General features: G+C 66.3%; 9 protein-coding genes. 2 read left to right on the top strand and 7 right to left on the bottom strand.

Going from position 1 to position 11,759, the window contains the following annotated elements:
- The first annotated feature begins 67 nt into the window (after positions 1-67).
- Positions 68-1,396 (top strand): class I SAM-dependent RNA methyltransferase, encoded by a 1,329-nt coding sequence (locus KME66_RS06245; protein WP_216319916.1) that lies wholly within the window; start codon positions 68-70, stop codon positions 1,394-1,396.
- Positions 1,397-1,584: 188 nt separating this feature from the next.
- Here KME66_RS06245 and KME66_RS06240 read toward each other — a convergent pair whose 3' ends face one another.
- The 6 genes from KME66_RS06240 to KME66_RS06215 all read right to left on the bottom strand — a co-directional run bounded on the left by KME66_RS06240 (position 1,585) and on the right by KME66_RS06215 (position 7,114).
- Positions 1,585-2,829, bottom strand: coding sequence for an IS110 family transposase (locus KME66_RS06240; RefSeq protein ID WP_216319914.1), 1,245 nt, complete (start codon positions 2,827-2,829; stop codon positions 1,585-1,587).
- Positions 2,830-3,424: 595 nt separating this feature from the next.
- On the bottom strand, positions 3,425-4,081 hold the full coding sequence (locus KME66_RS06235) for a contact-dependent growth inhibition system immunity protein (protein WP_216319911.1): 657 nt from the start codon (positions 4,079-4,081) through the stop codon (positions 3,425-3,427).
- Positions 4,082-4,094: 13 nt separating this feature from the next.
- The gene (locus KME66_RS06230) at positions 4,095-4,394 is read right to left on the bottom strand and encodes an RNase A-like domain-containing protein (RefSeq protein WP_124275139.1); all 300 of its coding nucleotides are present in this window, start codon (positions 4,392-4,394) and stop codon (positions 4,095-4,097) included.
- A 58-nt stretch (positions 4,395-4,452) separates the two neighbouring features.
- Positions 4,453-5,013: a hypothetical protein gene (locus KME66_RS06225; RefSeq protein WP_216319909.1), complete on the bottom strand. Its 561-nt coding sequence runs from the start codon at positions 5,011-5,013 to the stop codon at positions 4,453-4,455.
- A 26-nt stretch (positions 5,014-5,039) separates the two neighbouring features.
- Positions 5,040-6,809: an RNase A-like domain-containing protein gene (locus KME66_RS06220; RefSeq protein WP_216319906.1), complete on the bottom strand. Its 1,770-nt coding sequence runs from the start codon at positions 6,807-6,809 to the stop codon at positions 5,040-5,042.
- On the bottom strand, positions 6,809-7,114 hold the full coding sequence (locus tag KME66_RS06215) for a WXG100 family type VII secretion target (protein WP_216319902.1): 306 nt from the start codon (positions 7,112-7,114) through the stop codon (positions 6,809-6,811). The genes KME66_RS06220 and KME66_RS06215 overlap by 1 nt, the downstream gene beginning before the upstream one ends.
- A 226-nt stretch (positions 7,115-7,340) precedes the next feature.
- Between KME66_RS06215 and KME66_RS06210 the strand changes: the two genes are divergently transcribed.
- Positions 7,341-7,727: a WXG100 family type VII secretion target gene (locus tag KME66_RS06210; RefSeq protein WP_216319899.1), complete on the top strand. Its 387-nt coding sequence runs from the start codon at positions 7,341-7,343 to the stop codon at positions 7,725-7,727.
- Between the two features lie 172 nt (positions 7,728-7,899).
- Here KME66_RS06210 and KME66_RS06205 read toward each other — a convergent pair whose 3' ends face one another.
- Complete coding sequence (locus KME66_RS06205; RefSeq protein ID WP_216319896.1) at positions 7,900-10,596, bottom strand: NACHT domain-containing NTPase; 2,697 nt, start codon at positions 10,594-10,596, stop codon at positions 7,900-7,902.
- Between the last annotated feature and the right edge of the window lie 1,163 nt (positions 10,597-11,759).

The following is an 11,759-nucleotide window of genomic DNA, read 5'->3' as shown; positions in this document are numbered from 1 at the left end:
GACTGGTGGGCTGTTGTCCGGCAGCATGCTCGACCGCTCACCCCCTTCCTCCCTGGAGCCTCCCCTCATGCAGAACGAACCCACGTCGTCGCTGGTCGGGGAGGAGTACGAGGTCGAGGTCGGGCCCGTCGCACACGGCGGCCACTGCATCGCCCGTACCGCTGGGAACCAGGTGCTCTTCGTCCGCCACACGCTCCCCGGTGAGAAGGTCGTCGCCAAGGTGACCGACGGCGACACGGGCTCCCGCTTCCTGCGGGCCGACGCGGTACGGATCATCGAGCCGTCCAAGGACCGCGTCGAGGCGCCCTGCCCGTACGCCGGTCCCGGCATGTGCGGCGGCTGCGACTGGCAGCACGCCAAGCCGGGCGCCCAGCGGCGGCTCAAGGGCGAGGTGATCGCCGAGCAGCTGAGGCGCCTGGCGGGCCTGACCCCCGAGGAGGCCGGCTGGGACGGCACGGTCATGCCGGCCGACGGCGACAAGCTCCCGGCGGGCGAGGTTCCGGCCTGGCGTACCCGCGTCCAGTACGCCATCGACGCCGAGGGCCGCGCCGGCCTGCGCAAGCACCGCTCGCACGACGTCCAGCCGATCGACCACTGCCTGATCGCCGCGCCCGGGGTCTCCGAACTCGGCGTCGAGAAGCGCGAGTGGCCGCAGATCGCCGCGGTGGAGGCCATCACCGCCACCGGCTCGAACGACCGCCAGGTCATCCTCACTCCGAAGCCCGGCGGCCGGCTCCCCCTGGTCGAGCTGGACAAGCCGGTCTCCGTGCTCCGCGTCGACGAGCGGGACGGCGGCGTCCACCGCGTCCACGGCCGCGGCTTCGTCCGCGAACGCGCCGACGACCGCACGTACCGCGTCGGGTCCGGCGGCTTCTGGCAGGTCCACCCGCAGGCGGCCAACACCCTGGTCCGCGCGGTGATGCAGGGCCTGCTGCCCCGCAAGAACGACACGGCCCTCGACCTCTACTGCGGCGTCGGCCTCTTCGCCGGCGCCATCGGCCAGCGCCTCGGCGAGAAGGGCGCGGTCCTCGGCATCGAGTCGGGCAAGCGCGCGGTCGAGGACGCCCGCCACAACCTGAAGGACCTGGACCGGGTCCGCATCGAACACGGCAAGGTCGACCAGGTCCTGCCCCGCACCGGCATCACGGAGTGCGACCTGATCGTCCTGGACCCGCCGCGCGCGGGCGCGGGCAAGCAGGTGGTCACCCACCTGTCGGGCCTGGGCGCCCGCCGCATCGCCTACGTGGCCTGCGACCCGGCGGCCCTGGCCCGTGACCTGGCGTACTTCCGGGAGGGCGGGTACCGGGTGCGGACGCTGCGGGCGTTCGACCTGTTTCCGATGACGCATCATGTGGAGTGTGTGGCGATTCTGGAGCCGACCGAAAAGGTTCGCTGACCTGCAGTTTTCCCGGGGTTCTCAGGTGCGGCGGGATGCGTTCGACATGTTTTCCACCGGACACGACGTGGACCGCGCGGCCGTCCAGGCGCAGTGCTCTGACGCGTAAATAGGTGCAGGTCAGGGGGTTGTAGGCAGGTGTGGGTGCCCGGTGGCCGTGGTGGTCGCCGGGTGTCCGGGTTCTGCTGTCAGGCTGCGTTCTCGATCGGGTTGAGGGTGACGGTGTAGCCGAGCTGGTTGAGCTGGTTGATGGCCCGGTGGGCGGCGCGTTCGGGGTCGCGCTGGGTGAAGTAGGTGCCGCCGAGCTCGTGGTAGGGGACGTTGTCGGTGAGCATGTGCCAGATCGCGGTGATGATCGAGTGCTCGACGGCGACCAGAGCCCTGAGCGGGCCGCGCCGGGCGGTCAACCGCTTGTAACGGGCCTGCAGGTAGGTGTCCTTGGTTCTCACCGCGCCGAATGCGGCCAGGCCGAGGGCTCCTTTGAGGTAGGGGTTGCCAGGCCGGACTTTGGTGTTCTTGGTGCGGCCGGCGGACTCGTGGTGGCCGGGGCAGACCCCGGCCCAGGACGCGAGGTGCCTGGCGGAAGGGAACCGGGCCATGTCGCCGCCGGTCTCAGCGATGACCACTTCGGCAGTGGCCTGGTTGATGCCGGGGATGGTGTCGAGCAGGTCGAGGGCGCCACGAAAGGGGGCCATCGCCTCTTCGATGCGTCCCGTGAGCTGGTCGATCATGGTGGTGAGCTGGTCGTACTGGTCCAGATGCAGGCGGGCGAGGAACGCGTGGTGCTCGCGGAAGCGTCCGGTCAGGGCCTCGGTGAGTTCGGGGATCTTGTTGCGGAGCTTGCGTTTGGCCAGGTCCGCGAGGATCTGCGGGTCGCCTTCGCCTCGGATGAGGGCTTCGAGCATGGCCCGGCCGGAGACGCCCATGATGTCGGAGGCGACCGCGGACAGTTTGATGCCGGTGTCCTCCAGCAGCTTCTCCAGACGCTGGACCACACGGCCGCGTTCACGGGTGGCGGTCGTCCGGGCGCGCGTGAGGTCCCGCAGTTCACGGACCGGCTCGGGCGGCACGAACGAGGGCCTGACCAGTCCGTGGGCGCCGAGCTGGGCCAGCCAGGCCGCATCCGAGACGTCCGTCTTGCGGCCTGGCAGGTTCTTGACCTGCCGGGCGTTGACCAGGATCACGTCCAGGCCCTCGGCCAGTACGTAGTAGAAGGGCTTCCAGTAGTCCGAGGTCGCCTCGATCACCACCAGTGTCACCTGCGCGGCGAGCAGGTGTTCCCGCAGGGCGAGGACCGCGTTCGTTGTTGATCCCCACGTCGTGGTCTCGGTCGTGAAGGACCCCCGCCGCTTCGTACTCGGGGTGCGGACGCATGCCTTGGCGTCCTTCTTGCTGATGTCGAGGCCGGCGCAGCGTTCGTGCAGCACGTCCACGGCCTTGCTCCCTCCCTCACCGGACAACCGGGCACGCCGTTCCGGGAGGGCCAGGGTGAATCAGGAATTCTGACGCACGTGCTTCGCAGCAACACTCCACGGTTCCCGTGGACGGCCCCCAGCACCACGCTGACCTGCGAGCTCACCGGCATCACAGAGGCATCGGTTTCGGCCGGAACGAACCCCTCCAGCGTCCCGGACGGGCATCAGCCCACGTCAGGGCAGACAGAAGCACCTCCGGCGCGCGCCATGGGATTTACCACGCCCCCGGCGCGCACCGAAGATGCACTGGTTCGCTGACCTGAGGTCTCACCCAAGAGTGCAGGGGCGAGCGGTCCACGGCGGCTTTCGTCGGGAGTGGTGCACGACAGGCTCGACGCTCGTCTGACGCTCGGTCTTATGGTGCGTCAGGTGAGCTTCGAACCCACGGCGCGGTACGGGTCGTCGCGTCATCATGGAGGAGAGGTTTCTTGGCCGCCACGAGCCATCTGGCCGCCCGGGTGGCCAGGTTGGTGTAGCCGTCCTGGCCCGGTCGGTGCGGTCAGGGCACTGAGATGCATCCGCCTTCGGACTGCGAATCGCCCGCTCAGCCGGATCAGACACCGGAGAGCGTCGCGGCCAGCGACTGGAACCAGGCGCCGTGGGAGAACGGTTCCGGCGGGCCGACCTCCATGCCGAGTTCGGCGGCAGCCAGGGCGTAGTCCCCCTCGTCCAGGGGGAGAGCGAGCAACTCGTGCAGTTCACCCACGAGGCGGGCGACCAACTGCGGGTTTGTGGTCTGGCCGTAGTCGGCGACTGCGGCGTCGTGGCCGCGAAACTCGTCAACGATGTCCTGCGAGAACCAGCCCCCCAGTAGTTGCGCGGTCTCCGGAAAGCGCGCGTGCCACTCCCAGTGCGTCTGTGGGGACGATGGCTCCGGGACGTCGCCCTCCTCGATGCTCCTCTTCAGGTGGTCGGCCAGCACTGTCAGCCAGTCACCGATGTCCGACTGGGGCTTGCCGGTGTCCGGGATCGAGTAGAACTCACCCAGCTCCTGCCGAATGCGCCCCGGAGGATTACGGCTGTACTCGCGCAGCTGTCGCTCCGCCTCCGCGATGGCCGCAGGGCGGGTATGCCAGGTGTGACGGAGGTACGCGTCCAGGGCGCGACTGCGCCGCTCCGGGGTGTCATCGGCCGGCTGACCCAGGTACGCGCGCATGACCTGGTCCAGCTCGCCGTACCGCCGGTCGTGTTCGAGGGGCTTCATGGACATGTGCGTGCGACCCCTACAGGTAGAACGGGACGGTTGTGTGGACGACGAAGCCGAGAGGACTCGTTGCCTCGCGGCGCAGCACCACGCGCGCCGCGCGCACATCGACGGGGCCGCGCCCGGCCAGCAGGTCACCCTCCAGCTGGACCCGGCCCACGGGCTCCTCACGGGACGGCCAGGCTGCCTCGAGAGTGAGGCGGACCCGGGTGTTCTGGGCGAGCCAGCGGTGGACGGCCTGTTCGTTGGCGGTTACCACCTGTTGGGTGGCCCACTGTGCGGTCTCCCTGTCGGGGTAGGAGGCGGATCGGGTCAGCACAGGGGCGTCCTCTCTAATTGCCTCGTCAGGAGCCGAGCTCCCACGGGCGGCAAGCGGTTCAGTAGTCGGCGAAGTTCCAGAACATGCCCACCTCGGTGTCCGAGACGACGATCAGGCCGTAGTCCTCCGAGTACACGCTCAGCGGGCTGTATGCCCAGCCTGACGATGTGAAGTCGAGCGTGCCTCTCACGTGACCGGGTTTGTTGACGTTGGTGACGTAGATGGCGGAGTCTCCGTAGCGCTCGAGGAGCGTGCGCGCCATCACCCGGAGCTCCGCCTCGCTTTCGGAGAAGCGGCTCAGGTTGGACAGGGTGCAGCCGTCGTCCGTAAGGGCGAGGAGCAGGTTCTCGGCACTGTCCCGGTCGATCTCCTGGAGACGCCTCGCGATGTACTCCGACGGGTGGGCGGCGAAAGGGTAGTTGGGGCACGACTCGCGCTCCGGATTCTCAGCCGCGTCATCGAGACCGGTCCAGCCGCGGGGGTCCGGGACCCGTGCCATCAGAGCAAGGACGTCGAGAACCCAGTTCTCGTGGCGACGCGGGCCCGTGGCGTCGTACGGATACGCGTCCTCGTACAAGTGGCGTACCGCGGCTTCCCAGGACGTCTGGTCGACGGACATGTGGTGCTGGCCTTTCTCGGCTTTCGCTAGGTCTTGGAGGGCATCGACGTCATGACAGTGAAAGGAGGGTTGCGATTGCTGTCGTAGCGGATACGCGTGTCGACGCCGCTCACGTCGTACGCCTTGGCGTTCAGACCGCCCTGCTTGTATCCGGACAGCGGGTCGTTGGGGTCCACCGGCTGTTTGCTCACGCTGCGGCCGCTGGTCTCGTCACTGGGCACCTTGTCGTAGAACGACTTGACGTCGCCGTCGGAGGCCGGCGGAGGTCCCTTGATCCATGCCTCGATGGCGGCCTTGTTCCTGTTGAGATTGCGCTCGGTCAATTCCTCGGCGCGCTGGTAGTTCGGGAAGGCGGAGGAGCCGCTGGGCATCGGCTTGCCGTGGGGCCAAGCCGTTGTCGGTCCGCCTGACTGCTGGTCACGCAGGCGCTGCGCCAACTGCTCGTCCGTCTTTCCGACGTGCTTGTCCAAAGTATGGCCGTTCGCCATGTACTCGTTGGCGGCGAGATTCAGGTCGTAGTTGCCGGTCGAATCGACCTTCAGCCAGACCTTCGAGTCCTTGAATTCCTCCAGGGCCCGCGTACCGAAGCCGTGCGCACGGGCGACGCCGGCCTCGAACTTGGGGGCGCTGCGGTACGCCTCATCCAGCGGCCCTTCCAGTGCCGTCATCCGCGTGGTCAGGCCTTCCAGGATGCCGGTGTATTTGGCGACGATCCCGTTCAGCTTGGCGGTGTCGAGGTTCAGTACCGTCTTGACGTCGAACGACAGGAGCAGGCCAGCACCGCTGCCGAGGAGAGATGTGGCGGCGCCGAGCGCGCTCTTCAGGTCTTTGGGCTTGGCCAGGTCCTCGATGATGTCCTTGGCGGCTTTCCACATGGCGCGGTCGAGCTCGTCCTTGACGTCGCGGTTCAGGTCGACGGCGGCTTCCGCGTACTCGCGCAGGATGGTGGCGATGTCATCGGCCGTGTCTTTCAGTACGGCCAGGACGGGCTGACTGCCCGTGGGGACGCGTGGTGTGCCGTGGCCGGAGTTGGCGGTCTGCGCCCACTGGTAGCCGTGCTGTCGCTGCCCCCAGGCCGTTCCTCCCCACAGGGCGCTGCAGAAGGTCCGCATCGCAGCCTCCCACTCCGCCTGCTGGTGGTTGGTGATGACACCGACAGCCTGGGTGAGCTGGTCCGCCCCCAGCGACGCAGTGACGGAGACTTTCATCCAGCTGTGGCAGAGGGAGTTGAGATAGTGCTGTTCCGGATACGGGTAAACGTCTGCCACTCTGCCGACCCGGAACACGTGCTTGCACAGGGGATGGAGGAGATCCCGGACGATTTCGGGCATGCCCTCCATCAAGCCCCGCAGGATGTCGTCGCCACCGTCGTCATCGCCCCACTTGATGTCGGGGATGGAGCCAAGGTTCGGGTCTTTGTCGATGACCGCGGGCCGGGGGCGCTGCTCGGCCGTCTTCCCCGGCTTGGGGTGGGCCGCCGCGTCTGCCCTGGTGTATGCGTTGGCCGTCTCGGTGAACCCGACTGCGACACCGCCGACGCTCAGCACGGACCGGCCCCACACCTCCAGCCAGCGATTACCGATCTTCGTGTACGCCCGGGCGAACTTCTCGGCCTCGGTGCCGGCACCGCCTGCGTCGGGGTACTTGCCCAGCTCCTCGAGAAGCGTTTTGACGCCCCGTACCAGGAAGTCCTGCTGTGCGGCGACCCGACCGGAGACCGACCAGAGGTCGCTCGGCTTGACGTCGATGGTGCCGCTACCACCCGGCGGCTGGGCGGGTGAGGTAGGGCCGGCCATCAGGCACCGCCTCCCCAGCCTTCGAGTACGGACCTGTTGGCCGCGGCGTAGTTCAGGTGCCCCTTCACCACGACCTCGTGAAGCCAAGCCTGGGCCGCCTTGAGGTCGTCGGCGGAGTGGCTCCACTTGTCCAGCTCGTCGATGAACGCTTCGCGCGCCTCGCCGTCCCAGCTCAGCACGGCTTTGGCAGTCCGCCCGTACAACGTGTCCAGTCTCTTGTTGAGGACGCGGAGGATGTCCTCCAGGTCACCCGAAAGCTGTTGCAAAGTAGCGAAATTAACGGTGATGCGGTCTTCGCCCGGCACGGTACTGATCCCCCTAGAAGCAGTCACTCATGATGCTACTCATCAACTGAGCGGAGTCCGACGCGGGCACTGGGTCGCACGGCGGCCGCATGTCTGCCCAACTCGAAGCCGGACCCCTCAGTGGTAGGAGTGATAGCGGCGTGTGTGACCCTCATGCCCGTGAAGTCGTGTCCGCCTTGCTAGGGTTGGTCGGCTTGCAACACGGGTTCGAACGTGGGGGACCGACATGGGTGATGAGCCCAAACTTGCTTATACGTCGTCACAGTTGAAAAAGCTGGCAGACGATCTGGATGACATGCACGAGTATCTCGGCAAGCAGTTCAAACGTATGGACGAGATCGTTGACGGCATAGAGACTCGCTGGCAGGGCCCCACCGCCACGTCCTATCGATCGCTCCATCGCGGCGCCGCGGAGGATGCAGTTCGTATCGGGCAGACCATTCAATCTCTGGCGCAGGCCATTCGTCTCAGCGAAGGAGGCTTCACGGACCAAGAGCTCGAGACCCTTGAACGGTTCCGCAGAGTCCAGGTCGACATCGACGTAGAAGCAGCCGCAGACGCCTTGTCAACTCCGTCGAACCTGCCGCCGCGCAGTCGTCTGCAAGATCTCTGAAGCGCTGAGGGTGTCCCCTCAAACACGGACCGAGGTCCTCCCACGGTGGCGTCTGCGGACGTGATCGGCCGGATGTGACCGCTATCCAAGCCCTTCGCTTCGCGCTTGTGTTCCCGTACCGACCGCCGTCGTACCGGATGTCGAACCCCTCTGCGGGTAGGTGGTCGGCCGCTCACTCCGCGTCGTGCCGCATACGGATAACCTCCATGTACGAGGGCAGAGAGTCCCTACCGGAGACGACAACTCCCTGCGGTAGCGTGATCGTACGAAGAGGCAGCACTGACGCCAGAGGTGCCACGTCCAGGTGGGGCAGTGAGGTCTCGATGGTCAGGGAGCGAAGGTGCGGAAATTCACGCAGCCACTTCCAGGAGTCACCGATGTCCGAGGTCAGCCACAGGTGAGTGAGTGGCGCTTCGCGGCAGCCGTTGAGGAAGTCGACGGCGGTGAAATCACCGGCGATCTTGATCCAAGCCCGCCCGCCGAAACTGCTGATCGCTTGCAGCTCGGCCGGGTTGGATACCGGGAAGTAGAGGTTGTCCTGGCCGAGATGGGCGATGACCTCTTGGCCGTAGATGTTGGTGTCGAAGCGGCTCCAGGCTCGTACGAGCTCATTGCGCACCCGTAGGTCGTGGTAGCCGCGATAGCGCGCGAGCACGTCGATCGCCGCGTCGGTCGCGATACGGGTGGCAGCGAAGACCGTGAAGTACGCCTCGTTGGCGGCTTGCTCCTGTGCGGCCTTCTGCTCGTCCGATCGTTTGCCGACGACCCTCTCGTCGGTAGGCCGCTCCCTCGGTGGAGCGGCCGGCGGATGTGGAAGCAGGTCCAGTACCACCGGGCCGACCTCGATTAGCGCTCGGGCTTGATCCGCTGTGCGGGGCGGGATCAGGGCGCTTGCGCGCTGCTGCACTTCCGCCCGGACTTCGGGGTCGAGTTCTGTAGCGTGTTCCAGACACGCCGCCGCCAAGAGGTGCAGTCGGTTCATCCCGTGTGCCGTGACGTTGTCCCGCCGGATGATGCCGGTCAGAAGCCGAGTGCGCTCGGTCAGGCGGGAGTGGGCGACGGCCATCCTGATGACATCCTCCCACTGGTCCAGGTGCGCATTGGCGATGAGGAAGTCGAAGTCGAGCCCCTCCACAGCAGCCTTGGCCCCGAGGTAGTCCTGGAAGGTCCTGTGGATGAAGTCCATCGATTGAACGCTCGGTTCACGCAGCAGACCACTACGGATGAGGAGGTGTCGGTAGATCTCCTCGGCCGTGCCCTGCTCCGCCACCTTCGGCATCGTGGGCAGTGCCTGGGTAAGGAGGTTAACTGCGTCGGCGCGATCCATCTCGGAGCGGCCGTTGCGGATCATCCAGTAGGCCAGCTTCTGGATCAGCTGAATGTGGTGCGCCTCGCCGATGCGGATCGATCCCGGCTTGTACACACCGCGTTCGCGGTCGCGCCGGAAGAGAAGCATGGACAGTGCCGCGTCGTAGATCTCCTTGCGGCCTTCGGGTAGATAGCCGTGGCGGTCCTGATGAAGTGCGCAGATCAGGCCACACATCAGAGGATTGGTGGCAAGTCTGCCGAGGTCCTGCTTGACACGCACCGCGCGTAACAGCTCATGGGCGTACTGATCGCTGATACCGGCTGCCTGGTGCCAGCGGATCACGAAATCTGCGATGTTGTCCCTACTCATGGGCGCGAGATCAGCCTCGACGAAGCCGTCTCCGCTCAGCCAGTGCTCCCGGACGGCGGAAGGCCGGGACGTGACGAGCCAGCGATTTCCCGGATAGGTGCTGATCAGTTCCTGGAGCCAGCGACGAGCGTCGTTGCGGTCGTCCTCCGGAATCTCGTCGATTCCATCAATGAGGATCAGCCCGCGGCCCGCTCTCAGTACACGGTCGAACCAGCCCGCCGGCTGAAGCGCGGCGATGGGACAGTCCACCGCGGACAGAAACTCGTCGGGGGCCGGAAGCTTGGCCCCGCCCCTGGTGAGCGTGCGCAGCGGCAGCACGAACGGCACCATGCCGAAGAGGTCCAGCTGGTTCTGTCGGGTCGTGGAGACGGCCAGCCACTGTACGAGAGTGGTTTTGCCCGAGCCGGCCACGCCGCGCAGCAGGACCCGGTTGTGCGCGGCCAGTACCTGGTCGGCGGAGAGCCTGCCGGGAAGGACCCCGGTCGCGTCGCCCACTGCGTCGAGACTGAGATATGCGACGTTCAGCAGCCAGTTCTCTGGCCCTTGGGACAGATCGAGGCCGAAGATGCTCAGCTTTCCGTACTTGTCGGTGATGTAGCGCGAGTATCGCCTCTCGAAAGGGCCGTCGGCGGGGGATGGGGCCCTGGTGATGAGGGAGTCAATCTTGCGCGTCAATTCCTCTAGGCTCCGGCTCTGTTCCACGAGGGTGCGCGGGACGAATGCCGATCGCTGGGTGAAGAAGTTCAGAATGTGCAGGCACGCGGTGTTCAGCACGCTTGCATGGAGTTCGACGGCATCGGCCGACAGCCCCAGCACGGCTGTGGGACTCATTGACCTCAGATGCCGTGCCAGCCCCATGTGCCCGAGGTACACCGCCTGTACGTCATCCATATCGAGGGTGCCCATGACGCGCAGAGACGAGGCGACCGCATTGGTGACGGCTCGAACCTCGTGACTGGGTAACTGCTCCTCGCCTGTCGCCTGCACGGCGCGCGCGACCAGCTCCTCCGCTATTCTGTGCATCTCCTTGTCGGACAGGGTCCGCTGCTCGCCGCGGAAAGAGACGAGCCGGGACACGCGGACTGGCCTGTCGACAAGTTCTGCCCCGTGCACCCCGTTCAGAAAGAGCTTCCTGATCAGCGGGCTCACAACGCTGGACGCGAGGCGCGCCCCAACGACCGCGGGTTCCATCTGCTCTCCGAACGATGACGCGCGGCACCATCGGCCGCCCTGGACAGCAGGATATGGCGATTCAGTGATCAGTAGTCGCGCTCTGTGAGATTGGGTAGTGGTATCTGGCGTGAACATCGGCGAGCCGGAGCGCATCCTGGTTGACCAAGGGCCCGGTGGTGAACCGCCCCGAGCCACCCCCTGGGAATGTGGGCGGTACCGACACCGTCGCGCGTGCCCACTAGCGAGCCGACCGCAGCAGCTCCAGGCTTGTACCTTCCCGAGCCTCGACGAGAGCTGCCTCTTGTCACATAGCGCCAGGGGCGGCACGCACACGGATGGCCTGGAACGTGAGGGAGGTTGTGACGCTCGTTTGACGCTCCAGGTCCCCCGCGCAGGTTGGCGAGCTGAGAAATGGGTGTCTGACCTGGGATTTTCCGTGACTCGCCCAGGTCAACGTCTTTCCGATGACGCATCATGTGGAGTGCGTGGCGATTCTGGAGCCTGCCGACAAGAGCCGCTGGCCTGCGGCTTTGTCGAGTGTGCGGTACGTGCGTTACAGGCGGTATCTTGACGCATATCTGACGCACGTGACGCATGTTTGACGCACGGACGATGCGGTTTCTGATGGGTCGTCATGCGTGCTTGACGGACACCGGGCGGAGCTCTCGGTTGTGTGTCGTAGTCACCTTGAAGGTGCTGGGGCACCGGCTACCGAGCTGTTGGCTGTCCCTGCCCAGCCGCTTCTCGGTAGTGACGTTCTGTGACGCCAGGTGGAGTGTCCGGTGCGTGTTGTGCCAGGGGTCGTATGGGCCCCAGGCTCCGAGCGAGAGCCTGAGCTTGTCGGCTCGTGGTTCGGAGGTGTCGGGTGGTCGAGGTGCGCCGACAGCGCGTCGCCGCCCCGCCTGGAACTCGCGTACTGCTTTACGCGACCATGCCCACGATGGCCATCGTGGGCATGGTGCGGATCGCTTCTGTGCAGGTGGCTTCCCCGGGGATGTCTTGTCGGCCAGTCGCACGAGTGCTGGGATCAGCCGCCGCGAGTACGACGATTACCTGAGCGGAGCGACGCGGGCCGACGGTCTGTCACTTGAAGAACCGACCACCTTCGAGGAGCCGGTGCCGCTGACCAAAGGGCGAGCCAGTGGATCGTTCCACTCTCCGCAGAGCTGCCGGTACTTACG

The organism is Streptomyces sp. YPW6, assembly GCF_018866325.1.
In the GTDB taxonomy this organism is placed as follows: Bacteria; Actinomycetota; Actinomycetes; order Streptomycetales; family Streptomycetaceae; genus Streptomyces.
The sequence above is the reverse complement of the archived record's forward strand: the minus strand, read 5'-3'. Positions and strand labels throughout refer to the sequence as shown.